The organism is Frondihabitans sp. PhB188 (genome assembly GCF_003752365.1).
Taxonomy (GTDB): domain Bacteria; phylum Actinomycetota; class Actinomycetes; order Actinomycetales; family Microbacteriaceae; genus Frondihabitans.
This window is the reverse complement of the sequence record NZ_RJUO01000005.1, coordinates 109,197-135,451: the sequence shown is the minus strand read 5'-3', so window position 1 is coordinate 135,451 and position 26,255 is coordinate 109,197. Positions and strand designations below refer to the sequence as shown.

24 protein-coding genes are annotated in these 26,255 nt (G+C 71.6%); 14 read left to right on the top strand and 10 right to left on the bottom strand.

Features of this window, described 5'->3' with window-relative positions:
• The first annotated feature begins 55 nt into the window (after positions 1–55).
• From EDF46_RS15640 to EDF46_RS15620, 5 genes are all read left to right on the top strand, one after another.
• A complete protein-coding gene (locus tag EDF46_RS15640) occupies positions 56–268 on the top strand; it encodes a DUF3499 family protein (RefSeq protein WP_123507250.1) in 213 nt (70 codons plus the stop codon).
• Positions 258–1,691, top strand: a complete 1,434-nt coding sequence (locus EDF46_RS15635) for a phosphomannomutase/phosphoglucomutase (RefSeq protein WP_123507249.1) — start codon at positions 258–260, stop codon at positions 1,689–1,691. Before EDF46_RS15640 ends, EDF46_RS15635 begins: the two co-directional genes overlap by 11 nt.
• Positions 1,692–1,934: 243 nt before the next feature.
• Positions 1,935–2,264, top strand: coding sequence for a metal-sensitive transcriptional regulator (locus EDF46_RS15630; RefSeq protein ID WP_123507248.1), 330 nt, complete (start codon positions 1,935–1,937; stop codon positions 2,262–2,264).
• A 32-nt stretch (positions 2,265–2,296) separates the two neighbouring features.
• Positions 2,297–2,521: a heavy-metal-associated domain-containing protein gene (locus EDF46_RS15625; RefSeq protein ID WP_123507540.1), complete on the top strand. Its 225-nt coding sequence runs from the start codon at positions 2,297–2,299 to the stop codon at positions 2,519–2,521.
• Complete coding sequence (locus EDF46_RS15620; protein WP_255410972.1) at positions 2,518–4,935, top strand: cation-translocating P-type ATPase; 2,418 nt, start codon at positions 2,518–2,520, stop codon at positions 4,933–4,935. Before EDF46_RS15625 ends, EDF46_RS15620 begins: the two co-directional genes overlap by 4 nt.
• Positions 4,936–5,099: 164 nt before the next feature.
• On the opposite strand, the gene EDF46_RS15615 is transcribed toward EDF46_RS15620, so the two are convergent.
• Entirely contained in the window at positions 5,100–5,969 is an 870-nt protein-coding gene (locus EDF46_RS15615; protein ID WP_123507247.1) for an RDD family protein, read from the bottom strand.
• An 18-nt stretch (positions 5,970–5,987) separates the two neighbouring features.
• Between EDF46_RS15615 and EDF46_RS15610 the strand changes: the two genes are divergently transcribed.
• On the top strand, positions 5,988–6,983 hold the full coding sequence (locus EDF46_RS15610; protein ID WP_123507246.1) for a stage II sporulation protein M: 996 nt from the start codon (positions 5,988–5,990) through the stop codon (positions 6,981–6,983).
• Between the two features lie 331 nt (positions 6,984–7,314).
• Here EDF46_RS15610 and EDF46_RS15605 read toward each other — a convergent pair whose 3' ends face one another.
• The 5 genes from EDF46_RS15605 to EDF46_RS15585 form a co-directional block, all read right to left on the bottom strand.
• Complete coding sequence (locus tag EDF46_RS15605; RefSeq protein ID WP_123507245.1) at positions 7,315–8,607, bottom strand: DUF58 domain-containing protein; 1,293 nt, start codon at positions 8,605–8,607, stop codon at positions 7,315–7,317.
• A gap of 2 nt (positions 8,608–8,609) precedes the next feature.
• On the bottom strand, positions 8,610–9,578 hold the full coding sequence (locus EDF46_RS15600; protein WP_123507244.1) for a MoxR family ATPase: 969 nt from the start codon (positions 9,576–9,578) through the stop codon (positions 8,610–8,612).
• Positions 9,579–9,645: 67 nt separating this feature from the next.
• Entirely contained in the window at positions 9,646–10,854 is a 1,209-nt protein-coding gene (locus tag EDF46_RS15595; protein ID WP_123507243.1) for a DUF4350 domain-containing protein, read from the bottom strand.
• Positions 10,851–11,483, bottom strand: coding sequence for a DUF4129 domain-containing protein (locus tag EDF46_RS15590; RefSeq protein WP_123507242.1), 633 nt, complete (start codon positions 11,481–11,483; stop codon positions 10,851–10,853). Before EDF46_RS15590 ends, EDF46_RS15595 begins: the two co-directional genes overlap by 4 nt.
• A complete protein-coding gene (locus tag EDF46_RS15585) occupies positions 11,480–12,808 on the bottom strand; it encodes a hypothetical protein (protein ID WP_148061235.1) in 1,329 nt (442 codons plus the stop codon). Before EDF46_RS15585 ends, EDF46_RS15590 begins: the two co-directional genes overlap by 4 nt.
• A 167-nt stretch (positions 12,809–12,975) precedes the next feature.
• Here EDF46_RS15585 and mtrA point away from each other — a divergent pair, with 167 nt between their 5' ends.
• The 6 genes from mtrA (at position 12,976) to secA (ending at position 21,673) form a co-directional block, all read left to right on the top strand.
• Positions 12,976–13,656: an MtrAB system response regulator MtrA gene (gene mtrA, locus EDF46_RS15580; protein WP_123507536.1), complete on the top strand. Its 681-nt coding sequence runs from the start codon at positions 12,976–12,978 to the stop codon at positions 13,654–13,656.
• Positions 13,657–13,666: 10 nt separating this feature from the next.
• A complete protein-coding gene (mtrB, locus tag EDF46_RS15575; protein ID WP_123507240.1) occupies positions 13,667–15,283 on the top strand; it encodes an MtrAB system histidine kinase MtrB in 1,617 nt (538 codons plus the stop codon).
• The gene (locus tag EDF46_RS15570; protein ID WP_158614276.1) at positions 15,283–16,956 is read left to right on the top strand and encodes a GerMN domain-containing protein; all 1,674 of its coding nucleotides are present in this window, start codon (positions 15,283–15,285) and stop codon (positions 16,954–16,956) included. The genes mtrB and EDF46_RS15570 overlap by 1 nt, the downstream gene beginning before the upstream one ends.
• An 84-nt stretch (positions 16,957–17,040) precedes the next feature.
• Positions 17,041–17,730: a ComF family protein gene (locus tag EDF46_RS15565; protein ID WP_123507238.1), complete on the top strand. Its 690-nt coding sequence runs from the start codon at positions 17,041–17,043 to the stop codon at positions 17,728–17,730.
• A gap of 247 nt (positions 17,731–17,977) precedes the next feature.
• Positions 17,978–18,679, top strand: a complete 702-nt coding sequence (gene hpf, locus EDF46_RS15560) for a ribosome hibernation-promoting factor, HPF/YfiA family (protein WP_123507237.1) — start codon at positions 17,978–17,980, stop codon at positions 18,677–18,679.
• Between the two features lie 132 nt (positions 18,680–18,811).
• Positions 18,812–21,673, top strand: a complete 2,862-nt coding sequence (gene secA / locus EDF46_RS15555) for a preprotein translocase subunit SecA (protein ID WP_123507236.1) — start codon at positions 18,812–18,814, stop codon at positions 21,671–21,673.
• 648 nt (positions 21,674–22,321) lie between these two features.
• Here the strand turns inward: secA and EDF46_RS15550 are convergent.
• Positions 22,322–22,753 (bottom strand): Rv3235 family protein, encoded by a 432-nt coding sequence (locus EDF46_RS15550; protein WP_123507235.1) that lies wholly within the window; start codon positions 22,751–22,753, stop codon positions 22,322–22,324.
• A gap of 155 nt (positions 22,754–22,908) precedes the next feature.
• The gene (locus tag EDF46_RS15545; protein ID WP_123507234.1) at positions 22,909–23,178 is read right to left on the bottom strand and encodes a helix-turn-helix domain-containing protein; all 270 of its coding nucleotides are present in this window, start codon (positions 23,176–23,178) and stop codon (positions 22,909–22,911) included.
• A gap of 108 nt (positions 23,179–23,286) precedes the next feature.
• On the opposite strand from EDF46_RS15545, the gene EDF46_RS15540 reads away from it, so the two are divergent.
• The gene (locus EDF46_RS15540) at positions 23,287–24,783 is read left to right on the top strand and encodes a sensor histidine kinase (RefSeq protein WP_123507233.1); all 1,497 of its coding nucleotides are present in this window, start codon (positions 23,287–23,289) and stop codon (positions 24,781–24,783) included.
• Between the two features lie 110 nt (positions 24,784–24,893).
• Here EDF46_RS15540 and EDF46_RS15535 read toward each other — a convergent pair whose 3' ends face one another.
• Positions 24,894–25,142: a WhiB family transcriptional regulator gene (locus tag EDF46_RS15535; RefSeq protein WP_055959328.1), complete on the bottom strand. Its 249-nt coding sequence runs from the start codon at positions 25,140–25,142 to the stop codon at positions 24,894–24,896.
• A gap of 275 nt (positions 25,143–25,417) precedes the next feature.
• Here EDF46_RS15535 and EDF46_RS15530 point away from each other — a divergent pair, with 275 nt between their 5' ends.
• Entirely contained in the window at positions 25,418–25,765 is a 348-nt protein-coding gene (locus tag EDF46_RS15530; protein WP_123507232.1) for a hypothetical protein, read from the top strand.
• Here EDF46_RS15530 and bcp read toward each other — a convergent pair.
• The gene (gene bcp, locus EDF46_RS15525; RefSeq protein ID WP_123507231.1) at positions 25,762–26,235 is read right to left on the bottom strand and encodes a thioredoxin-dependent thiol peroxidase; all 474 of its coding nucleotides are present in this window, start codon (positions 26,233–26,235) and stop codon (positions 25,762–25,764) included. The two genes, EDF46_RS15530 and bcp, sit on opposite strands and share 4 nt — an antisense overlap.
• Positions 26,236–26,255 lie beyond the last annotated feature (20 nt).

The window sequence follows — 26,255 nt, the reverse complement described above, 5'->3', positions numbered from 1 at the left end:
TCGTCGCGAGACATCCGTCGGCGAGTGTCGGCGGCGGCAAGTACCCTGGATCTCGATGAACGGGCGACCCTGCAGCAAGGTCACGTGCCAGAACGAGGCCGTGGCCACCCTGACCTACGACTACGCCGACTCCATGGCGGTGGTGGGCCCCTTGTCGGGCACCGTCGAGCCGCACGGCTACGACCTGTGCGCCGTGCATGCCGAGAGATTGTCGGCCCCGCAGGGGTGGCAGGTCGTGCGGCATGTAGTTTTGGGGCATGACATCTGACGCCTCCGTAGACCTCTCCGCCTTCGTGAAGACGTACGACGTGAGAGGGCTCGTCGGCAGCCAGCTCACGCCCGAGATCGTCGAGGCGTTCGGTGCCGCATTCGCCGACGAGATCGGTCCGTCGACGCTCGGCGACGCCGGCATCGTGGTCGGCCACGACATGCGCGACTCGTCGCCCGAGTTCGCCGCCGCCTTCGCCCGCGGCGCCACCGCCCGCGGGGCGAACGTGACCCTGCTCGGCCTCTGCTCGACCGACGAGACGTACTTCGCGTCGGGCTCGATGAACGCCCCCGCCGCCATGTTCACGGCGAGCCACAACCCGGCCACCTACAACGGCATCAAGTTCTCGCGGGCGGGCGCCCAGGGCATCAGCCTCGACACCGGCCTGGCCTCGATCCGCGATCGAGCATCGGCCTACCTGGGCGCGGGAGCCATCGAGCCAGTCGCCGAGCCCGGCGCCGTCACCCCCTTCGACGCCCTCGAGTCGTACGCCGCCTACCTCCGCTCGCTGGTCGACCTGTCGACGATCCGCCCGATCACGATCGTCGTCGACGCCGGCAACGGCATGGGCGGCCTCACCGTCCCGGCCGTGCTCGAGACCGCCGCCGGCCTCCCCGCGCTGCCGATCACGATCGTGCCGCTCTACTTCGAGCTCGACGGGACCTTCCCGAACCATGAGGCGAACCCCCTCGAGCCGAAGAACCTCGTCGACCTGCAGAAGGCCGTCGTCGAGCACGGCGCCGACCTCGGCCTCGCCTTCGACGGCGATGCCGACCGCTGCTTCGTCGTCGACGAGAACGGCGACGCCGTCACCCCGTCGGCCGTCGCAGCCATCGTGGCCGTCCGCGAGATCGCGCGCGTCCGCGCGGCGTCGCCGACCGAGGGCATCAACGTCATCCACAACCTGATCACCTCGCGCGCCGTGCCGGAGGCCATCGAGGCCGCCGGGGCCACGCCCGTGCGCACCCGCGTCGGCCACTCGCTCATCAAAGACGAGATGAAGTCGACCGGCGCCATCTTCGGCGGCGAGCACTCGGCGCACTACTACTTCCGCGACTTCTGGGGTGCCGACAACGGAATGCTGGCGGCGCTGCACGTGCTCGCCGAGTTCGGCGGCGGCGACGCCCCCCTCTCCGAGCTGACGAACCGGTACACGCCCTACGCCGCGTCGGGCGAGATCAACTCGGTCGTCGACGACGTACCCGCGGCCTACGCGCGCATCGTCGATGCCTACACGGGTGTCGGCGACTTCGACGAGCTCGACGGGCTGACCGTCTCGGGCTCGTTCGACGACGGCGAGTTCTGGTGGTTCAACGTGCGCCCGTCGAACACGGAGCCTCTGCTGCGCCTGAACGCCGAGGCGGCGACGCCGGCGGGCATGGAGCGCGTGCGCGACGCAGTGCTGGCGCTCATCCGGGCGTAGGCGCGGTCCGCGTCGTTCCGAAGCCCCCGCCGTCGGCGGGGGCTTCGTCGTCGGGCCCGCGTCTCCGCCGAAATTCAAGGAGATATTTGCGGCGGAGGCCGCCGATCCGTCTCGCATCGGCGCCGCGCGCACATTTCTCCTTGAATTTCGGAGGGCGGGCGGTGGCAGGTACCCCCGGGGGGTACCGTTCGACGGTGCGGAGGCGTAGGGTGGCGGTACCCCTAGGGGGTATGGAGGAACGACATGGACGGCACCACCCAGGACCACAGCACCACCCACGACCACAGCGCGCACGTCGGCTACAGCGGCGACAAAGAGCTCATCATCAAGCGCCTCAAACGCGCCGAGGGGCAGGTCCGCGGCCTGCAGCGAATGGTCGAGGAAGACACCTACTGCATCGACGTCCTGACCCAGGTGTCGGCGGCGACCAGGGCCCTCGAGACCGTCGCGCTCCAGCTGCTCGACGACCACCTCGCCCACTGCGTCGCCGAGGCCGCGCGCCAGGGCGGTGACATCGCCGACCAGAAGGTCAAGGAGGCGTCCGCCGCCATCGCCCGCCTCGTGCGCTCGTGACGCGCGACCCCATCACTTCGGAGGAGACCCGAATGACCACCACCACCACGTACCTCGTCGACGGCATGACCTGCGCCCACTGCGTGCACTCCGTCTCGTCCGAGCTCGGCGCCCTCGACGGCGTCGCCTCGGTCGACGTCGACCTGAAGCCCGGCGCTTCGAGCGCCGTGACCGTGACCAGCGCCGCCCCTCTCCCGGGTGACGACGTCCGTGCCGCCCTCGACGAGGCCGGCTACGCCCTGGCGGCCCGGTCGTGACGCCCGGAGTCGACGGCACCACGCCGAGCACCCCTGACCTCGACCGCCGCCACGTCGACCTGAGCATCGAGGGGATGACCTGCGCCAGCTGCGCGGCTCGCGTCGAGAAGAAGCTCAACCGCATCCCGGGAGCCACCGCATCCGTGAACCTCGCGACCGAGCGCGCCCGCGTCGAGCTCCCGTCCGAGGCGCCAGATGACGTCGCACTCGCCGCTGTCGCCGCCGCCGGCTACGGCGCGCGGGTGCTGCGGGCTCCGTCGCGGCCGACCCGAGACGGCCGGGCGCAGGATCGCGGGGCCACCGCGACCCACAGTGACCGCGGCGCCTCGACGCCCGTCGAGCCCGGCCGCGGCACGTCCGGCGACCGCGCGCCCGAACACGCCGCGCCCGAACACGCCGCGCCCGAGCACGCCGCGCCCGAACACGCCGCGTCTGAGCACGCCTCCGGCGAGCACGACCACGGCTCCGCCGACGACCTGCGGCAGCGCGTCGTGGTGTCGGCGATCCTGGCCCTGCCCGTCCTCGTGCTGTCGATGGTCCCGCCGCTCCAGTTCGCCGACTGGCAGTGGCTCGCGTTCGCCCTCGCGAGCCCGGTCGCGATCTGGGGCGCCTGGCCGTTCCACTCGATGGCCGTCCGCCAGGCTCGGCACGGCGGCGTCGGGATGGACACCCTTATCTCGCTCGGCGTCACGGCGGCCTACGGCTGGTCGGTCTACGCCCTGTTCTTCGGCGACGCGGGGATGACCGGCATGCACATGGAGCTGCGCCTGTTCGGGCGGTCCGGGTCGGCCAGCGGAGACGTCTACCTCGAGGTCGCCTCGGTCGTGACGGTCTTCCTGCTCGCCGGACGCTACTTCGAGGCCAAGGCGCGCGTCACCAGCGGCCGCGCCCTGCACGCCCTGCTCGACCTCGCCCCGCGTACGGCGACTCTCGTGCGCGATGAAGTCGAGACCACGGTCGACGCCGCGGCCCTGCAGGTCGGCGACGTGGTCGCCGTCCGCCCGGGGGAGAGGATCCCGGTCGACGGCGTGGTCGTCTCAGGAACCTCGGCGGTCGACGTGAGCATGCTCACCGGAGAATCCGTTCCTGTCGAAGTGGCCCCCGGCGCTGTCGTGGCGGGCGGAACCCTCAACGCCGGCGGCCACCTCACGGTCCGCGCCGAGCGCGTCGGCAGCGACACGCAGCTCGCCCGCATCGCGAGCCTCGTCGAGAGCGCCCAGACCGGCAAGGCGCAGGTGCAGCGCCTCGCCGACCGCATCTCAGGAGTCTTCGTCCCCGTCGTCATCGGGCTCTCCCTCCTGACGCTGGTGCTCTGGCTGCTCACCGGCTCCGCGCCGTCCGTCGCCGTGGCCGCGGCGGTCGCGACGATCATCATCGCCTGCCCGTGCGCGCTCGGACTGGCGACTCCGACCGCCCTGCTCGTCGGCACCGGTCTCGGCGCCACGCGCGGGATCCTGATCCGCGGACCCGAGGTCATCGAGCGCGCCGGCGCAGTCGACACCGTCCTGATCGACAAGACCGGAACCCTGACGACGGGACTGATGGCCGTCACCAACGAGGTCGACCCCGAGGTGCTCGCCCGTGCAGCGGCGGTCGAGCGGTTCTCGGAGCACCCGGTGGCGCGCGCGATCGTGGAGGCCGGCGAGGGCGGGCAGTTCCTGCGTCCGCAATCAGAGGAGTTCCGGTCGGCGCCGGGCCAGGGAGCCCACGCTCTGGTCGACGGCACCCTCGTGGCGGTCGGCCGGCCCGGCTGGATCGCCGACGCGTGGAGCGTCACGCTCGACGCGTCGATTCAGGATGCCGTCGACACCGCCGAGCAGAGCGGCGCGACCGCGGTCGTCGTCGCCTGGGACGGCCTCGCCCGTGGCGTGATCGTGGTGTCGGACACCGTGCGCCCCACCAGTCGCCAGGCGATCGCCGACCTCCGCGCACTCGGCCTCACTCCGGTGCTGGTCACCGGCGACAACGAGGGCGCTGCGCGGCGAGTGGCGCAGGAACTCGGGATCGAGCGCGTCGTCGCCGGGGTCCTGCCCGGCGGAAAGCTCGACACCGTGCGGTCCTTCCAGTCAAAGGGCCACGTGGTGGCCATGGTCGGCGACGGCGTCAACGACTCGGCCGCTCTGGCCGGGGCCGACGTCGGGATCGCGCTCGGGGGCGGCTCGGACGCCGCGATCGAGGCCGGCGACATCACGCTCGTGCGCGACGACCCGCGCCTGATCGCGGAGTCGCTCGTCGTCGCGCGCAAGACGCTGCGCACGATCAAGGTCAACCTGTTCTGGGCGTTCGCGTACAACGTCGCGGCGCTGCCGATCGCGATGCTCGGCCTGCTCAATCCCGTCGTATCGGGGCTGGCGATGGCGCTGTCGTCTCTTGTCGTCGTCGGGAACAGCCTGCGGCTGCGGCGCGCTCTCTAGCCGCGCGGCGGCGTCGATGGGCCCGGACCCCCTGGCACCGCACCACGATCGGGACTCCACACCACCGCATTGCGTGGTGCCGAGTCCTGATCGTGGTGTCGCGGGCTGGTGGAATGGTGCCGAGTCCTGATCGTGGTATAGCGCCCGGACGGGCAAGGCCGGGATCAGCGCCTCGGAAACCCCGCCGGCAGCCCCGTCAGCGCCGGCGACAGGCGCTCGAGGTTCGCGGCCTCGGCCGCCAGCGCCCGCGACTCGCGCTCGCGGCGCACGGCCGACACGGCCACGACGAACAGCTCGGGCGCGACCTCCGGCAGCGGCGACACGAACGCCGACGCCTCTGCGGCGAGACCCGACGCGACGCGGATGCGGCTGTCGGGCGTCATCGCCCCGGACTGCTGCAGAAACGACGACATGCGCCGAGCCAGCGAATCAGGAAGCCTCGCCACGTCGGCGATCCGCGACCACGCCTCGAGTTCGGGCGGGACGGCGTAGACCACGCGCCCGGCCTTCGGAGGCCGCTCGTTGAGGGCGTACGTTCCTGCGAGCAGATCGCCCAGGCGGCGGGACCTCGAATTCAGGAGCCCCACCACGACGGCCACTCCGCCGGTGGTCGCGACGATCTCGAGGATGCCGACGAGGGCGCGGATGAACGCGTGGCGCAGCCCGATGGCGCCACCATCGAGTCGGACGACCCGGGCGCCCACCGCGAGCTTGCCGAGCGACTTGCCCTGCGTGGCCGTCTCGACGACCGTCGGCGCGACGATGAGGGCCAGCACGAGCGACACGATCACGAGCGCCTGGGCGGTCGAGTCGTCGACGAGGCTGTTCTCGGCGGCGAGCGACAGCAGGATCAGGAGTCCGATGAGCCCCAGGAAGTACACGGCGTAGTCGATGGCCACACCCGCCAGCCGCAGCACGAACGACGCCGGTCGCACGTCGAGCCCGACGGCCTCGCCCGTGACCAGCTCGTCGTCGTCGGGCGCGAATGCGTCGAACGCGACGGGGGAGTCCTTGCGGACGCGACGACCAGCCATGCCTAGTATCTAATCAGAATGGATCTCGACGCCTACGCAAGCGCCCACTCCGCCGACTGGGCGGAGCTCGACGCGCTGTCCCGGCGCCGCCGCTTCGAGGGCGACGACGCCGACCGGCTCATCGAGCTGTACCAGTCGGGCGCCGCCCAGCTCTCGGCCATGAAATCGAGCGCAGGAACGTCAGGCACCGCCGACCGCCTCTCGTTGACCCTGAGCCGCTCCCGCCTCCGCTTCACGGGGGCCGGCCGCAACCTCGCCGCCCAGATCCCCGCGTTCTTCGTCGCCCAGCTGCCCGCCGCGCTCTACCGGGTGCGCTGGCTGTCGCTCGTGACCGCCGGGGTCACCGTCGTCGTCGCCGTGCTGTTCGCGACCTGGGCCGCGTCGAACCCGGCCGTGCTCGCGACCTTCGGCACACCGGAGTTCCGCAGGCAGTTCGCGACCGGCGATTTCGTGGACTACTACTCCGACAACCCGCCATCGTCGTTCACGGGTCAGGTGTGGACCAACAACGCGTTCATCGCCGCCCAGAGCATCGCGTTCGGCATCACCGGCCTGTTCGTGCCGTACATCCTCCTGACCAACGCGCAGAACGTCGGGCTGACCGCCGGCATCATGGCCGACCAGGGGCGTCTCGACTACTTCTTCCTGTACATCGCCCCGCACGGTCAGCTCGAGCTGTACAGCCTGTTCGTGTCGATGGCCGCCGGGCTCATGATCTTCTGGTCGTGGATCGCGCCCGGCGCCCGGACCCGCGGGCAGGCGCTCGCCGAAGACGGCCGCGCCCTGTTCACCATCGCGATCGGCCTGATGCTGTCGCTGCTGGTCTCCGGCGTGATCGAGGGGTTCGTCACCCGCCAGCCGTGGCCGTGGGCCATCAAGATCGGGATCGGGACCGTCGCGCTCGCGGCCTTCCTCGTCTACCAGTGGGTCGTCGGGGGGCGCGCCCACCGTGCCGGCCAGACCGGCGACCTGGACGAGTTCGAGGCGGGGGCGCGGCGGCTGGTCTCCGGCTGACGTCGGGGCGAGATCCGTCCCTCCTGCCGTGAGGCGTGCCATCTCGGCGGTGGCGGCGGCGGCGGCGGGCGCGGCGGCGCGGCGGCGGCGGGCGCGGCGCGCGGCGTTGAGGTGGCCCTGGGCGTCGGGTGGGTCAGGCGCGGGCGACGGCGCCGGCCATCTCGGCGGCGCGGCTGCGGCGGCAGCGGCGGGCGCGGCGGCGGCGCGGCGCGCGGCGCGAGGTGGCCCTGGGCGTCGGGTGGGGTGGGCGCGGGCGACGGCGACGGCCATCTCGGCGGCGCGGCTGCGGCGGGCGTGGCGGCGGTGCCGCGGTGCGGCGGCGGCGGCGCGGCTACAGCCGGCCCGCCGCCTTGAGGGCGAGGTAGCGGTCGGCGAGGGCGGGCGGCAGGTCGGCGGGGGTCCCGGTGACGACGTCGGCCCCGAGCTGCCGCAGGGCGGCCGAGACGCGAGCGACGTCCAGCAGCGCGCGCTCGGCGGCGGCGGCCCGGTACACGTCGTCGCGGGTGTCGCGCGCCGTCGTCAGCGCGGTCAGCGCCGGGTCGGTGACGCTCGCGACGACGACCAGGTGCCGACTGGCGAGCTGCGGCACGGCGGCGAGGAGCGAGCGCGCGGCGCCAGGGGTGTCGAGCGTCGTGCAGAGGACCACGAGCGACCGCTGCGTCGTGATCGAACGGACGAGCGCGGGCACAGCGGCCCAGTCGGTCTCGACGAGCTCGGGGTCGACCGGCGCCATGGCCGAGACCATCTGCGAGAGGAGGTCGGCCCCGCTCGCGCCCTGCACTCTCGCGCGGACGCGGCGGTCGGCGATCGCGAGGTCGACCCGGTCGCCGGCGCGCGTCGCCAGGGCGCCGAGCAGAAGCGCCGCCTCGAAGGCCGTGTCGAGGCGGGGCTCGTCGCCGACGCGGGCGGCGCTGGTGCGCCCGGAGTCGACGACCATCACGACCCGGCGGTCGCGCTCGGGCCGCCAGGTGCGCACCATGAGGTCGCTCCGGCGGGCGGTCGCGCGCCAGTCGATGGAGCGCACGTCGTCGCCGCGGACGTACTCGCGCAGGCTGTCGAACTCGGTGCCCTGGCCGCGGACCATGACGCTGGTGCGGCCATCGAGCTCGCGCAGGCGGGCGAGCCGCGACGGCAGGTGCTTGCGCGACGAGAACCGGGGGAGCACGGTCACGGCTCCGGCGAGGGGGTGGGTGGCCTGGCGCCCGGCGAGCCGGAGGGGGCCGAGGGTGCGGACGGTCACGGCCGAAGCGCGGCGCTCACCCCGCCGGAACGGCGTGAGGCCCGTCGTCAGCACGACCCGGCGCTCAGGGTCGATGCCCGCACGGAAGCGCGACGGCGAGGCGCCGGCCGATGGCTGCCAGGCGTCGCGGATGGTTCCGCGGATCCTGCGCCGGTTCTCGTTGAAGACCGAGAGCGTCGACGTGGCGCTCTCGCCGAGGCGGATCGAGCCCGGCAGGTCGCGCGTGAGCCGCACCTTCTTCGGCGACGCCGCCAGCAGCACGTCGACGACGAGCAGCACGACGCAGAGCACGATCCACGCCAGCAGCACCCAGGGGCTGGGCGCGACGAGGATCGGCACCACGCCGAGGGCGACGAGCAGGACGAACCATCCGGTCACGACCATGGCTAGAGCGGCACCCGCACCTGCTGCAGCACGGAGCCAAGGATCGAGTCGGCGTCGACTCCCTCGAGCTCGGCCTCGGGGCGCAGCTGCAGGCGGTGGCGCAGCACGGGCATGGCCATGGCCTGCACGTGGTCGGGGGTGATGTGGTCGAACCCGGTGAGCCACGCCCACGCCTTCGACGCCGCGAGCAGGGCCGTCGATCCGCGCGGGCTGACGCCGATCCGCACCGACGGGCTCTCGCGGGTCGCCCGGGCCAGGTCGACCATGTAGGCGAGCACGTCGGGCCGCACGCCGACCTGGCGGACCGCGGCCTGCGCCGCCAGGATGTCGGCCTCGCCGATCACCGGCGTGACGCCGGCGGCGCTGAGGTCGCGGGGCGAGAAGCCCGCCGCGTGGCGCGCGAGCACCTCGACCTCGGCGTCGCGGGCGGGCAGGCCGAGCGTCAGCTTCATCAAGAACCGGTCGAGCTGCGCCTCGGGCAGCGTGTAGGTGCCCTCGTACTCGACCGGGTTCATCGTCGCCGCTACCAGGAAGGGCACGGGCAGCGGCCGCGAGACCCCGTCGACCGAGACCTGGCGCTCCTCCATGGCCTCGAGCAGCGCCGACTGGGTCTTCGGCGGCGTGCGGTTGATCTCGTCGGCCAGCAGGATGTTCGTGAAGACCGGCCCCTGCCGGAACTCGAACTCGCCGGACTTCGAGTCGTAGACGAGCGAGCCCGTGATGTCGCCGGGCATGAGGTCGGGCGTGAACTGCACGCGCGACGTCTCCAGGCTGAGGCTGTGGCTGAGAGCGCGCACCAGCAGCGTCTTCGCCACGCCGGGAACGCCCTCGAGCAACGCGTGGCCCGACGCGAGCAGAGTGACGATGAGGCCCGAGACGGCGCCGTCCTGGCCGACGACGGCCTTGCCTACCTCTTCGCGGACTCGCGCGAACGACTGCTGCAGGTCGGAGTTCGTGGGGGTCGTTGTCATGCCGATGAGTCTTTCCGTCGAAGGGGCGGGGTGCTGGTTCGGATCGGGCGATGCCGGGTCGGGCGCGTCATGGTCTCGCCCCGGGCCGCACGGCTCGCGCGACGGCGGCTTCGAGGTCGCGCAGGCTGTCGCTGAGGGCCATCAGGTGGGCGTCGTCTCCGGGCACGGCATCCACGAGCACGTGGCGCACCTGCTTGGGGTCGACGCGCAGGAACTGGGCCACCCGCCGCACCACCTGGTCGACGTCGGCCCCCCGCCCGAGCCCGACCGCGAGGGCGAGCCGCGACAGGGCGCCGACGCGGATCTGGTCGAGGGCGTGCACCCGGGAGGCGCCGCGCTGGTAGAGCCGCGCCCGGCCCTCGGTCGTCTCCGTCGACCGCACGACGACGGGCAGGTTCTCGACGACGAGGGGACCGAGTCGGCGGCCCCGCCAGAACGCGCCCGCGATCCCGGCGGCGAAGATCAGTGCGATGCTCGGCGTGACCCAGCCGGGTGTGAGCGAGGCGAGGGTGCCGGTGCCTTTCGGCAGATCGTCGACGGAGGGGAGGTACCAGACGAGCGTGGGGGAGTCGCCGAGGAGCGCGAGCGCGAAGGCGGAGTCGTCGAGGTCGGCGACCTTCTCGTTGCTGAGCGCCGAGGTCGTGCCGACGACAGTGACGGTCGAGCCCTCGAACGGCTGCTGGACGAGGCCGTAGCCGCCGCCGCTCGTGGCGGGGAGGCAGCGGTCGGCGTCGGAGCCGGCGGCCACGGTGTAGCGGCTGCCGTCTCCGGTGACACGGCTCGACTGCGCGAGTGCCGGAAGGTCGCAGCTCGGCGCGAGCGTGCCGGTCAGCTCCTTCGTCGACGCGGTGACGCCGGGTGCGACGGCGTCGAGGGCCGTCTGCGCCGGGGCCGCGACGACGAGGTGCGACGAGGCGCCGGCGAGGCGCCGCCACTGGTCGGCGTCGAGGTACCCGTTCGAGTCGTGGGCGAAGATCGTCGTCTCGGCGGGGTCGTCCGCCGCGGCAGCCGCAGTCGACGAGAGCGTCGTCGTCACTGTCACGTCGATGCCCTGACCCCGAAGCACGCTGACCAGCGCCTTGGCGCCGCTCGGCTGCGTGCTGGCTGCGTCGAGGGCGCTGCCGGTCGTGCCGGCGAGACCGCCGACGACGAGCAGGGCGAGGACGGCGACGACGACGGCGGCGCCGAGCCCGAGCAGGATCCGCGTGCGGACGACGACCGGCACCCGCGGGCCGGGGGCCTCCGTACGGCGCGGCCGGGTCGCGGTGTCGGTCATGCGGGCACGCCGATCGGCCGGGCCGGGCTGGCCGTCTCGAGAGCCCCGTCGAGCTCCCGCACCCGCTCGTACTCGGCTGCGGTGCCGGAGCGCTCGAGGTAGCGGACGCCGTCGAACGAGCCGGACGCGTCGAGGATCCGCCCAGCGAGGTCGGGGAACGCCTCGCCCGCGCTCACGGCGAACGCCTGCGCGGTCGTGCCCGGGCTGGTCGAGACGACGTCGCGCTCGTCGAGCGCCCGGGCCAGCGCGCGGAAGGCCTCGACGACCGCGAGATCGTGGTCGCCGGCCGAGGCAGCGCGGGCGGCCGCGGCTCGGAGGTCGGCGGCGGAGCGGTCGTCGTTCTCGCCGAAGAGCGTCGACGCGGCCGACGCCTTGCGGTTCAGTCGCGGCGCCCCGTACACGCGGAACACCACGAGGAGCACGACGGCGACGATCGCGAGCACGACGAGGATGCCCAGCACCGGCACGCCCTTGACCGAGCCGAACTCGAGCGAGTTGACCCAGTCCCAGAACGACTGGGCGACACGGTCGAGCAGGCCCGGCTTGGCGTTCTGGTACTCGGCCTTGGCGAGCTCCTGTTGGAGGAGCCTGCGGGCCTCGTCGGCACCAGGCGAGAGCGGGGCGCTCACGCGACTCCGGGGGGAGCGGTCGGGGCCCCGGGGGGCCGGTACGGGTCGGGCAGCGGCGTCACGCCGTGCTGGCGCAGCTCCACGTAGCGGACGAGGTCGAGGTCGAGCCCCTCGCGGCGGATCCGGAGGTCGACGTAGATCAGGGCCACGGTCGCCGACTGGATCACGGAGCCGATGGCGCCCACCACCAGCGCGACGAGACCCGACGCGACCTGGATGAGGACGTACGAGACGACGGCGCCGCTGGAGTCGTCGCTGCCGTTCGGGGCGAGGAGCCCGCCGGCCAGGCCGCCGATGAAGGACACCGGCGCGCTCGCGACATTCGACGCGACCGAGACGATGACGGCGACGAGCGCGATGATGCCGAACGTCTTCCAGAAGCTGCCGCGGGTGAGTCGCCACGACCGGGCGATCGCTGCGCGGAAGGCCAGGCGCTCGAGCAGCAGCACGCTCGGCACGAGCACCGTCTTGGTGCCCACCCAGACGGCGAGCACGACGATTCCGAGGCTGCCGAAGACGCCGACCAGCACGCCCGCGGTGATGCCGGCGGCCTGGCCGACCCCCACGACCAGCAGCACGACGACGCCCGCCAGAATGCCGATCCCGACGAGCAGAGCGCCGCTGATGGCCGCGGCCCAGCCGATCAGCGCCCAGATCCGGCCCCGGGCCTGGCGCAGGAGCCCGCGAAGACGCATCTTCTCGCCGACGATCTGGTGGCTGGTCTCGAGCACGAGCACGCCCTGCAGGATCGCCTGCACCCCGACCTGGAAGAAGACGGGCACGAGCAGCGCCAGCGCGCCGCCGGCGATGGTGCCGGGAAGGATCGAGTCGCGGTCCTGGGGGAGGGCGCTCTGGTAGCGGCCGACCGCGCCTACCACGATGAGCGCGCCCACACCGGCGACGATGACGGTGGAGCCGAGAGAGAAGAGCAGGGCGGTGCCGAACGTGGTCAGCGGATTCCGCCGGAACACCCGGAACGCGGCGCCCAGCATGTCGCCGAGCGTGAGCGGCCGCAGCGGCACGAGGCCCGGCTTCGGCGGCGGCGCCCACCCGGGCGGCGGCCCCTGAGGCGGACCCTGCCGTGGATAGGCGGGCGGCATGCCGCCAGGCCGAGGGTAGGCGGGAGGCGCGACTCCGGCGGGCGGTGCGGGCTGGCCGTAGCCCGGAGGCGGCGCGGGCTGGCCGTAGCCCGGAGGCGGCGCGGGCGGGGCGGCGGGCGCAGGAACGGGCGGAACCGCCGGCACACCCCTCGGCCGCGGCGACGCGCCACCCGGCGCCGCCCAGGGCGAGCCCTCGTCGGCGTTGCGTGGTGCGTCCGTGCTCATGGATCCCCCGTGGTGCGTGCGTCCGTGCTTTGAACCATGAAACCACAGGCCGCCGACACCGGAGCTGAAGGCTGAGCGCCTCCGATGGCCTTGCCTGTGGCGATCCCAGCGCCGTTCGCTACTGTGGAGCGACCCGCATCGCGCGGCGCTTCTTACCCGTGGAGACCATGACCCCCCGCATCCTGGTGGTTGACGACGACCCAGCCCTGGCCGAGATGATCGGCATCGTGCTCCGTGCCGATGGGTTCGAGGCGTCGTTCTGCGCCGATGGCAGCGGGGCTCTCGAGGCGTTCGCCGAGACGACGCCGGATCTCGTGCTGCTCGACCTGATGCTCCCGGGCATCGACGGCATCGAGGTCTGCCGCCTCCTGCGCGCCGAGAGCGGCGTGCCCATCATCATGCTGACGGCGAAGGGCGACACGAGCGACGTCGTGAGGGGCCTCGAGTCGGGCGCCGACGACTACGTCGTGAAGCCGTTCAACCCGAAGGAGCTCGTCGCGCGCATCCGCACGCGGCTTCGCCCCATCGCCGAGCCGTCGAGCGACACCCTCGCCGTCGGCGACCTCACGGTCGACGTCGCCGCGCACGAGGTGCGCCGCGGAGACGCGGTCATCAACCTGACCCCGCTGGAGTTCGAGCTGCTGCTCGCCCTCGCGTCAAAGCCGCAGCAGGTCTTCACGCGCGAGATGCTGCTCGAGCAGGTCTGGGGCTACCACTACAAGGCCGACACCCGCCTGGTGAACGTGCACGTGCAGCGCCTCCGCGCCAAGGTCGAGCACGATCCCGACAACCCGCGGATCGTGAGCACGGTGCGCGGCGTCGGGTACCGCGCCGGCGCCAGTGTCTAGCGCTTCCGTCATGCCGGCTGCGCCGTGGCGGACCTTCTCGGACTGGCGGTCCTGGCCGGGCCGGGTGCTCGGCCTGTGGCGCAAGTCGCTCGAGTTCCGCACCATCCTGATCACGGTGCTGCTGTCGGGGATCGCCGTCACGGTCATCGGCGCCTCCATCTCGATCTCGATCGGCACGAACGTCTACGACCAGCGCCGCACGCAGATCGAGTCGGAGTCGCAGCGGGCGACCCAGCTCGCGCAGAACATCTTCGACACGGCGACCTCGACCGACAGCGGCAACCAGGTCGAGCTCGACGGGCTGCAGAACCAGGCGCAGAGCGCGATCCTCTCGGCGACCTCGAGCCCCGGCGGCACGAGCATCGCCATCCTGCGGACCCCGGGCCAGTCGACGTCGCAGACGATCCAGAACATCGCCAGCCCCGACTTCCCGAGCGCGTCGATCACGAAGGCGCTGCGGAACGCCGTCGCCGAGGACACCGACCGCATCCACCTGCAGCCGGTCTCGCTCACGACCAGCACCGGCCGTCAGCCGGGACTCGCGGTCGGGTCGACCCTGCAGGTGCCGACGGCCGGCCAGTACGAGCTGTACCTGGTCTCCGACCTGAGCGACGCGCAGAAGACGCTCGACTTCATGAAGCAGACGCTGGCCATCGGCTCGATCGCACTGGTGCTGCTGATTGCCGTGATCACCTACGTCGTCGTCCGGATAGTCGTCGGCCCGATCCGCCTCGCCGCGGAGACGAGCCAGAAGATCGCCGCGGGGCAGCTCGAGGAGCGCATTCCGGAGGCCGGCCAGGACGTCATCGCGACCCTCGGCCGGTCGTTCAACGGCATGGCCGACGCCATGCAGCGGCAGATCGAGCAGCTGGCGAACCTGTCGCGCATGCAGCAGCTGTTCGTCTCGGACGTCTCGCACGAGCTGCGCACGCCGCTCACCACCATCCGCCTCGCCGGCGACGTGCTCTACGAGAACCGCGATTCGTTCGACCCGGCCTCGGCGCGCACGGCCGAGCTGCTCCACACCCAGGTCGACCGATTCGAGCTGCTGCTCGCCGACCTGCTCGAGATCTCGCGGTTCGACGCGGGTGCGGTCGAGCTCGAGACCGAGCCGGTGGCGATCGTGCGGCTCGTGCGCGAGACCGTCGACGAGTTCGTGCCTCTGGCCGAGGGGGCCGGCAGCGTGCTGTCGGTGGATGCCCGGGGCGGGTACTTCGAGGCCGACGTCGACCCCCGCAGACTTCGGCGGATCCTGCGCAATCTCGTCGGAAACGCCATCGAGCACGGCGAGGGCCGGTCGATCGAGATCACCGTCGACAGCGACTCCGACGCGGTGGCGATCGCGGTCGACGACCACGGCGCCGGCATGCTGCCCGAGCACGCCGAGCGCGTCTTCGACCGGTTCTGGCGAGCCGACCCATCTCGCCGCCGCACCATCGGCGGCACCGGACTCGGCCTGTCGATCAGCCGCGAGGACGCCGCGCTGCACGGCGGCCGCCTCGAGGTGCGCTCGGCGGTCGCCGTCGGCACGCGCTTCGTGGTCACGCTGCCGCGGCGCTCCGGTGTGGGCATCGCTGCAGCGGCGCCGATCCCGCTGACGCTCCCGGGCGGGGAGGAGGCCGGATGATGCGGGCGGTCCGGGCAGCGCTCGTGGCGGCGGCCTCGGTCGTCGTGCTCGTCGGCTGCGCCACGATCCCGTCGACCGGCGGGGTCGAGACCGGCGACCCGATCAGCAACAAGATCGAGAGCGACATCGAGTACCTGCCGTCGGGGCCGATCGCCGGCAGCGACCAGGAGCGGATCCTTCGCGGCTTCATCGAGGCCGGCACCGGCTCGCAGGGCGACTACAAGGTGGCGCGGCAGTACCTCACGAGCACCGAGGCGAAGAAGTGGGATCCCCGTGCGGGCGTCGTCGTCCGCCAGGGCTCGGGCACGTTCGCCGCCGGAACAGACGGCGCCGCGACCTACACCGTGCAGAGCGTCGCGTCGGTCGACGCCGAGGGGCACTACGCCGAGGCGCAGCCGTCTGACACGGTCAGCCTGCAGTTCGCCTTCCAGAAGGTCGGCGGCGAGTGGCGAATCAGCCGGGCGCCGTCGGGCATCGTGCTGTCGACGGCGAACTTCGACCTCGTCTTCCGGCCGCACGCCATCTACTTCTACGATCCGACGTTCACCTACCTGGTGCCCGACGAGCGGTGGTTCCTGGCGCGCACGTCGCCGACGACGCACATCGTCGAGGCGCTTCTCGGCGGCCCGTCACCGTGGCTCAACGGAGCCGTCGAGTCGGCGTTCCCGGCCAAGGCCAAGCTCGGTCCGGGGGCCGTGACCGTGTCGTCGGGCACCGCCCGGGTCGACCTGTCGAGCGGGGTGGAGGGCCTCGACGCGACCGAGCGCTCGCGGATGCGCGCCCAGCTCGTGGCGAGCTTCTCGACGGTCACGACGGTGAGCGCGGTCGAGATCTCGGCCGACGGGGCAAACCTCTCGATCCCCAACGACACCGGCGGCGCGGCCCTCACCGACCCGCAGGTCGACGCCCGGCCGCTGGTGCTGTCGAAGGGCGCGTTCGGCTGGGCCAGTGCATCGTCGGTCTCTCCCGTCGCGGGCCTGTCGAAGGCCGTCGTCGCCCTCAAGCCGACGTCGGTCGAGCTCTCGACCGACCAGAAGACGGCCGCGGTCGGCACCGCCGACGGCACTTTCGTCGTGACCGACCAGGGCGTCTCGCGCCGCGTCGACTCGAGGTCGGGCCTCGCCGCGCCCACGCTCGACGGCCAGGGACTCGTCTGGAGCGCGCAGACAGACGACCCGCGCTCGATGATCGCGTACGACGCCGAGGGCGTGGCCCACCCGGTCTCGACCGACCTGCCGAGCGACCAGCAGCTCGTCGGCTTCACGGTGTCGCGTGACGGCACCCGAGTGGCGATCCTGCTCGACAACGCCGGAACGACCCGCCTCCTGGTGGCGTCGATCCAGCGCGACGCCAAGCACATGCCCACCGCGCTCGGCAACCCGCTCGAGCTGACGCCGCCGGCGGGCAGCCCGGTCTCGGTCACGTGGGTCGACGAGCTCACGATCGGCACGCTGTCGACGAGCGGCACCGGATCGTCTCTGGTCTCGGAGCACGATGTCGGCGGCGAGAGCACCGACCTCGGGACCCCGAGCGGCACGGCTGTCAACCTCGTCGGGGGCAACGGCGCCGACGGCGTCCGCGTGCTGACCGCGTCGGGCACCCTGCTCGAGCCGCGTGGCAACGGCTGGGAGGACACGGGCATCAGCGCCGACCTCCTGGCGACGCAGCGCTAGCCGGGCTCTGTCCACAGGCTCTCGTCTGTCCACAGGCAGGCCCTTTCTCGGGGCGCAGGAACTCGGGGCCGGCACCATCGAGACATGCCCCTCCTGCCCCTGCTCCTCGCCCTCTGGGTCCGCGCCGCGCCCTCCCTCCGTGGCGCGCTCGCCCTGGTGGCCCCCGTCGACTGCGCCGGCTGCGGTGCGCCCGACATCGACCTGTGCGGCCGCTGCCGCGCGCGCTTCGCCGCCGCCCTGCCCCGCCTCGACGCCCTGGCCGATGCGACCCCATGCGCCACCGGGCTCGTCTACGCCGGCTCCGCCCGCGACGCCGTGCTCGCCTTCAAGGACGGCGGGCGCCTCCGCCTGGCCCGGCCTCTGGCTCCGCCGCTCGGTCGCGCGCTGGCCCTTCTCGCGGCCGAGGCCCCCGACGACGCGCACCCCCTCGTGGCGCTCGCGGTGCCCCCGTCGCGCTCGGGCCGGCGACGGCGCGGGTGCGACCCCGTCGAGCTTCTTCTTCGAGCGGCGGGGGCTGTGCCCGGGCGGCGGGGCCTCGAGTTCCTGCGCCATGGGAGCTCCGCTCAGCAGAAAGGACGCGGGCGGGCCGAGCGCCACCGATCGAGAAGGCTCGTCTGCTCGACGCGCTGGGCGGGCCGGAGCGTCGTGATCGTCGACGACGTGATGACGACCGGGGCCACGCTGACCGAGGCCTGCCGGGCCGCCCGGGAGGCCGGGGCTCGTGTCGTCGGGGTGTGCGCGCTGGCAGCCGTGCCCCTGAGTGGGCGATCCTGAGCGGGCGATCGTGACCACGACGTTTCGAGCGCCGGATCGTGAGGGGAGATCACCTGGCGGAATCGACGCGCGGACCCCGAGCGTATTGGTGCCGCCTGCGTGGCAGGTGCGAATTCGAGGAGCGTGCGAAGAATGGGTGAACAGGTCGTGACATCGCGGTGCCGACGTCACTACGGTGGCCCTACGAGGCGTGAAAGCACTACCGCCTACACGAACGGCGGCACGCTGAAGTGGCTGGAGGAACGTCATGGACATTTCCGTAACGGGTCGAAACGTGGGTATCACCGATCGATTCCGCGAGTACGCCACCGAGAAAGCCGAGAAGGTCGGCTCCCTCGCCACCCGAGCACTGGCGCTCGAGATCAAGGTGTCGAGGCACAACGAGAAATCCGGTTCGACGTCGGGAGACGACCGCGTCGAGCTCACCCTGATCGGCCCCGGCCCGCTGGTCCGCGCGGAGTCGAGCGGATCCGACAAGTACGTCGCATTCGACCTGGCCATCGCCCGGCTGCTCGAGCGCGTCCGCCGAGCGAAGGACCGGAGCAAGGTGCATCGCGGCCAGCACCGGCCCACCTCGCTGCACGAGGCCGCCGCCGCCGACTTCAGCCGCGCGGGCATCATCCCGGCGTCGGCCGAGACGCTGGAGCAGGTGCGCACCGGCGCGATCGCCACCGTCGACGAGGCCGTCGAGCCCGCCGAAGACGAGTACTGCCCCGTCGTGATCCGCGAGAAGACGTTCGCGTCGACGCCCATGACCGTCGACGACGCGCTCTACTACATGGAGCTCGTCGGCCACGACTTCTACCTGTTCACCGACTCGGCCAACGACGGCCGGCCGAGCGTCGTCTACCGGCGCAAGGGCTGGGACTACGGCGTGATCGCGCTCGACGACTCCGCCCCCACGCACCAGGAGACCGAGATGGCCATCCGCGGCGGCCTCGTCGGCTGACGCTCGACCGCTCGACCCGAACCCCTGGGACGCCGCCCGCGTGGCGGCCTCCCAGGGGTTCGGCTATTAGGCTTGCTACCATCACGGGCTGGTAACGCCAAGCGTTCCGCTCATCACCAACCGGGAGTATCCGTGGCCAACGTTCTCGAGAAAGTCCTTCGCGTCGGCGAGGGTCGTACCCTTCGACGCCTGAAGGCCTATGCGAAGGCGGTGAACGACCTCGAAGACGACTTCAAGACGCTCACCGACGAAGAGCTCCACAACGAGACCGCCGAGCTGCGCGAGCGCTACGCCGCCGGCGAGTCGCTCGACGACCTCCTGCCCGAGGCGTTCGCCGCGGTGCGCGAGGCCTCGAGCCGCACCCTGGGCATGCGCCACTTCGACGTCCAGCTCATGGGCGGTGCGGCCCTTCACCTCGGCAACATCGCCGAGATGAAGACCGGTGAGGGAAAGACCCTCGTCGCGACCACCGCCGCCTATCTGAACGCGATCGCCTCGCGCGGCGTGCACGTCATCACGGTCAACGACTTCCTCGCGAGCTACCAGTCCGAGCTCATGGGCCGCGTGTTCCGCGCCCTGGGCATGACGACCGGCTGCATCCTCGCGGGCCAGACTCCGCAGGAGCGCCGCGAGATGTACGCGGCCGACATCACCTACGGCACGAACAACGAGTTCGGCTTCGACTACCTGCGCGACAACATGGCCTGGCAGGCACAGGACATGGTGCAGCGCGGCCACTACTTCGCCATCGTCGACGAGGTCGACTCGATCCTCATCGACGAGGCCCGCACGCCGCTCATCATCTCGGGGCCGTCGTCCGGCGAGGCCAACCGCTGGTTCGCCGAGTTCGCGACGCTCGCCCGCCGCCTCCAGCCCGAGATCGACTACGAGGTCGACGAGAAGAAGCGCACCGTCGGCGTGCTCGAGCCCGGCATCGAGAAGGTCGAGGACTACCTCGGCATCGACAACCTCTACGAGTCGGCCAACACGCCGCTCATCTCGTTCCTCAACAACGCCATCAAGGCCGACGCCCTGTTCAAGCGCGACAAAGACTATGTGGTCATCAACGGCGAGGTGCTGATCGTCGACGAGCACACCGGTCGCATCCTGTCGGGTCGCCGCTACAACGAGGGCATCCACCAGGCGATCGAGGCCAAGGAGGGTGTCGAGGTCAAGGCCGAGAACCAGACTCTCGCGACCGTCACGCTGCAGAACTACTTCCGCCTCTACAAGAAGCTCTCGGGCATGACCGGTACCGCCGAGACCGAGGCCGCCGAGTTCATGTCGACCTACAAGCTCGGTGTCGTCGCCATCCCGACCAACCGCCCGATGCAGCGCCAGGACCAGACCGACCTGGTCTACAAGAACGAGCAGGCCAAGTTCGAGCAGGTCGCCGAAGACATCGCCGAGCGCCACGAGGCCGGCCAGCCCGTGCTCGTCGGCACGACGAGCGTCGAGAAGAGCGAGTACCTCTCGAAGCTGCTCGCGAAGAAGGGCATCAAGCACGAGGTGCTCAACGCGAAGAACCACGCGCGCGAAGCCGCCATCGTCGCTCAGGCCGGTCGCCTCGGGGCCGTCACGGTGGCCACCAACATGGCCGGCCGCGGAACGGACATCATGCTGGGCGGCAACGCCGAGTTCCTGGCGGTTGCCGAGATGAACTCGCGGGGCCTCAGCCCGGTCGAGACTCCCGACGAGTACGAGGCCGCCTGGGACGACGTGTTCGTCGCTCAGAAGGCGTCCGTCGAGGAGGAGGGCGACAAGGTCCGCGAGGCCGGCGGGCTCTACGTGCTCGGCACCGAGCGCCACGAGTCGCGCCGCATCGACAACCAGCTGCGCGGCCGCTCCGGCCGTCAGGGCGACCCGGGCGAGAGCCGCTTCTACCTGTCGCTCACCGACGACCTCATGCGCCTCTTCAACTCGGGTGCCGCCGAGAGTCTCATGGGTCGCGGCAACGTGCCCGACGACCTCGCCATCGAGAACAAGATCGTCGGCCGCGCCATCCGCTCGGCGCAGTCGCAGGTCGAGAGCCGCAACGCCGAGATCCGCAAGAACGTGCTCAAGTACGACGACGTGCTGAACCGCCAGCGTGAGGCGATCTACTCCGACCGCCGCCACATCCTCGAGGGCGACGACCTGAAGGACCGCACCGAGGCGTTCCTCGACGACGTCGTCAACGAGGTCATCGACACCCACACCGGCGAGGGCAACCCCGACGACTGGAACCTCGACGCCATGTGGACCGAGCTGGGTACGCTCTACCCGGTCTCCATCACCATCGATGAGGTCATCACCGAGGCGGGCTCCAAGGCCAAGGCGACGCGCGAGTTCCTGGCGAAGGAGATCCTCTCAGACGCCAAGGTCGCGTACGAGGGCCGTGAGGAGTCGCTGGGCGACGGTGCCATGCGCGAGCTCGAGCGCAAGGTCGTCCTCTCGGTGATCGACCGCCGCTGGCGCGACCACCTCTACGAGATGGACTACCTGAAAGACGGCATCGGCCTCCGTGCCATGGCCCAGCGCGACCCGCTCGTCGAGTACCAGCGCGAGGGCTTCGCCCTGTTCCAGAACATGATGGGCGCAATTCGCGAGGAGTCCATCGGGTTCCTGTTCAACCTCGAGGTCGAGGTGCAGTCGCAGGTCGGCCACGAGGGTCACGACCACGGTCCGATCATCGCGGCCAAGGGCCTGGGCGAGGGCGAGAACAAGGACGCCGTCCTGAACTTCTCGGCCCCCAACACCGAGGGCGAGGTCGAGGTCCGCGACCAGCGCGGCCGCATCGAGAAGGCCGAGACGGCTCGCGCGCAGCGCCAGCAGCAGCTCGTCGAGGAAAACGCCGACCCCGAGATCGCCGCCGCACGCGCGACCTCCGGCTCGCCCGAGGCCTCGGGCGGCGACGGCAAGCCCGCCGGTCGCGGCGCCTTCGGGCAGTCGACGACGGACACGCTTCCGCCGGCGAACCGCTCGGAGCGTCGCTCGCAGGCCAAGCGCAAGTAGTCGCAGGGCGACATCGCGTCGCTTGCACGTTCGGCCCCGTCTCCGCGTTCGCGTGGGGCGGGGCCGGTGTGCGTGTGGGCGGCGGGCGGGGCGCCTTGCGTGTCTGCGGCGAGGACGGGGTTGGACCCCGCGATGCGGCGTGCGCGCAACGCCGCGGCCTAGGGCGGGTGCCGGAACGCGGGGTGTGCGGGCCCGAGGCGCCGGCCCGTGCCGAGGGGTTCAGCCCGCGGGATCGGCTCGAACCCGTCGGATGAGCGGCGGGGGTCTGCCGTTTCGGCGGGTGCGGGGGCGTGGGCGAAGCCTCCGTCCGGCTGGGCCCGCCAGATTGGCGCGAACCCGCCGGACGGACGGCGGGGGTGTGCCGTGTTGGCGGGTGCGGGCGCGCGTGGGGGAGTGGCCGCGCGGCTGGGCCCGCGGGATCGGCGCGGACCCGCCGGATGAGCGGCGGGGGTGTGCCGTGTTGGCGGGTGCGGGCGCCCGTGGGGGAGCGGCCGTAGGGCTGGGCCCGCGGGATCGGCGCGGACCCGCCGGATGAGCGGCGGGGTGTGCCGTGTTGGCGGGTGCGGGCGCGCGTGGGGGAGCGGCCGTGAGGCTGAGCCCGCGGAATCGGAACGAACCCGCCGGATCGGCGGCGCGCCCGCGCCCGCCCTACAGCACGTGCACGGCCGTCGCGCGCCAGCGCCGGTCGAGGCCCTCGAGCCGCAGCGCGACGGCGCGGCTGCGCGCCCGACCGTGGATCACGACGACGGCCTCGACGACCCCGTCGGACGGCTCGTCGAGCCGCACGCTCCCGACACGGAACGCCGGCCGATGCGGTACCTCGCCGCGGGCGCTCCGGGCCCGGGCCGCCAGCACGACTCGCTTGAGCACGTGCGAGTACACGTCGTCGGTCACCCAGCGGGCGATCTGCTCGATCTCGCGCGCCCCGGCCAGGATCTCGACGACGCACCGCGCCAGGTTCTCGGCGAGCGGGGCCGGATCAGGCAACGACTCGCGACGTGTCGGCTGCGGTGCGAAGAACGGGTCGGCGTCGATCGGGGCGGCTGAGGTGCGCAGGGGCGCGGCGGCGGCTTGGGGCATGTCGTTGCTCTCGCTCGTGAACGGTGTGAGCGCCGCTTGCGAGCGGGCATAGCATCAACATATGACATTCGTATGGTGCGACACGCCCGCCTGTCGAAACCTGTGGACAAACAGTTCCGACCGGGAGGTGCGACCGCCGGCCGCAGCAAATGGGCTCAGCGCGACGGCGGATCGATCTCGCTGACGCTCCCGAAGTCGAACCCGTCGAAGACGGCCGCTCGCCGAGCCTCCTCGTACCGGCCGGCGATGTACGCGTCGAGCACGCTGACCTCGATGCGCCAGAAGCCGGGGGAGCCCACCCGGATGGCAGGAAGCTCGCCGGTGCCGACCAGGGCCTCGACGTCGTCCAGGCCCACGCTGAGGATCTCGGCCACGCGCTCGACCGTCAGGAACTGCCTGTAGGGCTGGTCGGCGTGGTCGTCCATGAGTCGATTATCGGTCACGAACGCAGGAACTCGAGTTCCTGCGCTCCTGAATTCGGGTCACCCGGGCCCCTGGTCGGCCCTGTCAGAGGGGCCGGATAGGCTGATCCCGTGTCAACGCTCAGTGAACTCGTTCTCGCCCAGGGCCGCTCCAGTGAGGCGGACGTCGAGTGGCTGCACCTGCTCGTCGGCGACTGGCAGCTGCTCGCCGACCTCGCGTTCGCCGACATGGTGCTGTGGGTGCCGACCGAGAACGACAGCTTCGTGGCGGTCGCGCACGCGCGTCCGTCGAGCTCGGCGACGCTGTTCTACCGCGACTTCGTCGGGCAGGAGGTGCGCCCCGAGTGGCGCTCCCAGGTGCAGCAGGCCTTCGACTCGTCGCAGATCGTCGACTCGGCTGCGCCCGACTGGTACGAGGAGACGCCGACGCGCGTCCGCGCCGTGCCCGTGCTGCGCCGTCTCGGGGCGTCGCGCCCCGACGTGAGCGAGCGCCCCGTCGCCGTCATCACGCGGCACACCAACCTGAGCGAGGCGCGCACCCCCAGCCGCCAGGAGCTCACCTTCAACCAGTGCGCCAACGACCTGTTCGCGATGATCGCGGCGGGCGACTTCCCCGACCTCGGGGCGCCGACGGGTCCGCGTCGCGGGGCTCCCCGGGCATCCGACGGCCTCCTGCGGCTCGACGTCGACGGCGTCGTCGTGTTCGCCAGCCCGAACGGCCTGTCGGCGTTCAACCGCATGGGTTTCCTGGGTGAGCTCGAGGGCGAGTCGCTCGCCGAGGTCACCACGGGCCTGCTCGCCGGCAAGATCGTGATCGATGAGTCGCTGCCCCTGGTCGTCACCGGCCGTGCCCCGTGGCGCACCGACATCGAGGCGCGCGGAGTGACCGTGTCGCTGCGGGCGATCCCGCTCCGCGACCGCGGTGAGCGTGTCGGCGCCGTCGTGCTGTGCCGCGACGTGACCGAGATGCGCCACCAGGAACGCGAGCTCATCACCAAGGACGCCACGATCCGCGAGATCCACCACCGCGTCAAGAACAACCTGCAGACCGTGGCCTCGCTGCTGCGCATCCAGGCGCGTCGCACTCACACCGACGTCGCCCGCGACGCCCTCAACCAGGCCATGCGTCGCGTCGCGTCGATTGCGGTCGTGCACGACACGCTGTCAGAGGGGCTCAACCAGAACGTCGACTTCGACACCGTCTTCGACCGCGTGCTGCTGCTCATCGCCGAGGTCGCGTCGAGTCACAACACCACCGTTCGGCCGAAGTTCACCGGCAGCTTCGGTGCGCTGCCGAGCGAGTACGCGACGCCACTGGCCCTCGCTCTCACCGAGCTCGTGACGAACGCCGTCGAGCACGGCCTCGACGGGCGCGACGGCGACGTCGAGATCAACGCCGAGCGCACCGACGGGCAGCTCACGGTCAAGGTGCGCGACAACGGCGTGGGTCTGCCCGAGGGCAAGGTCGGCTCGGGGCTGGGTACGCAGATCGTTCGCACCCTCATCCAGGGCGAGTTGAGCGGCACCATCGACTGGCACACGCTCGTCGGGTCGGGCACCGAGGTGACGATCGACGTGCCGCTGCGCTGGGTCGAGCAGCCGGCGTAGGCCGGCGACGGGCGGCGAGTTCCTGCGCCCGGAGCAGAACGCCGGGTGCAACGACGAAGGGCGCGCCCCCGACCGAAGTCAGGAACGCGCCCCCGCGCGAGTATCTGTGGTCAGGAAGCCCGACGAGCGCGAGCAGCACGGCGCTTGAGAGCGCGGCGCTCGTCTTCGCTGAGCCCGCCCCAGACGCCGGAGTCTTGCGACGTCTCGAGCGCGTACTGGAGGCAGGTCTCGGTGACGGAGCAGCGACCGCACACCGCCTTCGCCTTGTCGATCTGGTCGACGGCGGGCCCGGTGTTCCCGACGGGGAAGAAGAGCTCTGGGTCCGCGGTCAGGCAGGCGGCCTTGTCACGCCAATCCATCTATGGGTACTCCTTTTGTGGTTCAGAAATCACGGCATGCCGAGGGCACGACGATAAAGCCGGGATTCCGAGGGTGAGAAGAAAAAAGATTCTGGGAGGCGCGCACAGCAATGTACGCGTCACATCAACCTCGAATATGCTCCCATACTGGTGTGACCAAATCAAGGGGTTAAGCGGAGGCTCTCAGCGTGACGGAACCAGTCGAAACTCAGCAGACCGACGCTCGTGGACGCCTCGTTCTACGGCACAGACCACCTCTTCTGTGGGCGCTGATTGTGCTCCTGACGGCCGAGTTCGTCGCGATGCTGATCGTGACGATCGTCATCGCCATCGCCAGCGCGACCGGGCAGGCCGACACCCTCGCGGGAGGCATCGCCTTCCTCGTGCTGGCCCTCGTCGCGACCATCTGGCTGGCCTTCATCGTGACGGCCGCATACCGCGGCCACGCGTGGATGCGGGGCGCCGCGATCGTGTTCCAGGTGCTCGTCTTCGCTGTCGGCGTCGGCTGCTTCCGCGGGCTCACGGCGGTGCCCGCGATCGGGCTCGCGCTGGTCGTGCCCGCCGTCGTCATCGTGGCGCTGCTGGTGTCGCCACCCGTCGTGAAGGTGACGTCGACGCGCTAGGCGTCGAGCCCGAGCTTCTTCCGCAGCGACTTCACGTGACCCGTCGCCTTCACGTTGTAGAGCGGGAGCTCGACCGAGCCGTCTTCGCTGACGACGATCGTCGAGCGGATCACGCCGGTGACCGTCTTGCCGTAGAGCGACTTCTCGCCGTAGGCGGCGTACTCCTGGTGAACGGTGAGCTCGGGGTCGCTGAGGAGCGGGAAGTTGAGGCCCTGCTCGCTCTTGAACTTCTGGAGCGCCGGCGCCTCGTCTTTCGACACGCCGAGCACCTGGTAGCCGGCCGACTTGAGCGAGTTGATGTTGTCGCGGAAGTCGCACGCCTCGGTGGTGCACCCCGGCGTCGACGCGGCGGGGTAGAAGTACACGATCACTTTCTCGCCACGGAAATCGGCCAGCGAGACGGGCTTGCCCGTCTCGTCGGGAAGGGTGAACGAGGGCGCTTCCGCGCCCTTCTCGAGGCGATCCGACATGGGGCTCCTTGGGTTCTCGG

Bases quoted from the DNA above. Each gene is read 5' to 3' on its own strand.
- EDF46_RS15640 (WP_123507250.1), top strand. From the start codon at position 56: ATGAACGGGCGACCCTGCAGCAAGGTCACGTGCCAGAACGAGGCCGTG.
- EDF46_RS15635 (WP_123507249.1), top strand. From the start codon at position 258: ATGACATCTGACGCCTCCGTAGACCTCTCCGCCTTCGTGAAGACGTAC.
- EDF46_RS15630 (WP_123507248.1), top strand. From the start codon at position 1,935: ATGGACGGCACCACCCAGGACCACAGCACCACCCACGACCACAGCGCG.
- EDF46_RS15625 (WP_123507540.1), top strand. From the start codon at position 2,297: ATGACCACCACCACCACGTACCTCGTCGACGGCATGACCTGCGCCCAC.
- EDF46_RS15615 (WP_123507247.1), bottom strand. From the start codon at position 5,969: ATGGCTGGTCGTCGCGTCCGCAAGGACTCCCCCGTCGCGTTCGACGCA.
- EDF46_RS15610 (WP_123507246.1), top strand. From the start codon at position 5,988: ATGGATCTCGACGCCTACGCAAGCGCCCACTCCGCCGACTGGGCGGAG.
- EDF46_RS15605 (WP_123507245.1), bottom strand. From the start codon at position 8,607: ATGGTCGTGACCGGATGGTTCGTCCTGCTCGTCGCCCTCGGCGTGGTG.
- EDF46_RS15600 (WP_123507244.1), bottom strand. From the start codon at position 9,578: ATGACAACGACCCCCACGAACTCCGACCTGCAGCAGTCGTTCGCGCGA.
- EDF46_RS15595 (WP_123507243.1), bottom strand. From the start codon at position 10,854: ATGACCGACACCGCGACCCGGCCGCGCCGTACGGAGGCCCCCGGCCCG.
- EDF46_RS15585 (WP_148061235.1), bottom strand. From the start codon at position 12,808: ATGAGCACGGACGCACCACGCAACGCCGACGAGGGCTCGCCCTGGGCG.
- mtrA (WP_123507536.1), top strand. From the start codon at position 12,976: ATGACCCCCCGCATCCTGGTGGTTGACGACGACCCAGCCCTGGCCGAG.
- mtrB (WP_123507240.1), top strand. From the start codon at position 13,667: ATGCCGGCTGCGCCGTGGCGGACCTTCTCGGACTGGCGGTCCTGGCCG.
- EDF46_RS15570 (WP_158614276.1), top strand. From the start codon at position 15,283: ATGCGGGCGGTCCGGGCAGCGCTCGTGGCGGCGGCCTCGGTCGTCGTG.
- EDF46_RS15565 (WP_123507238.1), top strand. From the start codon at position 17,041: ATGCCCCTCCTGCCCCTGCTCCTCGCCCTCTGGGTCCGCGCCGCGCCC.
- hpf (WP_123507237.1), top strand. From the start codon at position 17,978: ATGGACATTTCCGTAACGGGTCGAAACGTGGGTATCACCGATCGATTC.
- EDF46_RS15550 (WP_123507235.1), bottom strand. From the start codon at position 22,753: ATGCCCCAAGCCGCCGCCGCGCCCCTGCGCACCTCAGCCGCCCCGATC.
- EDF46_RS15545 (WP_123507234.1), bottom strand. From the start codon at position 23,178: ATGGACGACCACGCCGACCAGCCCTACAGGCAGTTCCTGACGGTCGAG.
- EDF46_RS15535 (WP_055959328.1), bottom strand. From the start codon at position 25,142: ATGGATTGGCGTGACAAGGCCGCCTGCCTGACCGCGGACCCAGAGCTC.
- bcp (WP_123507231.1), bottom strand. From the start codon at position 26,235: ATGTCGGATCGCCTCGAGAAGGGCGCGGAAGCGCCCTCGTTCACCCTT.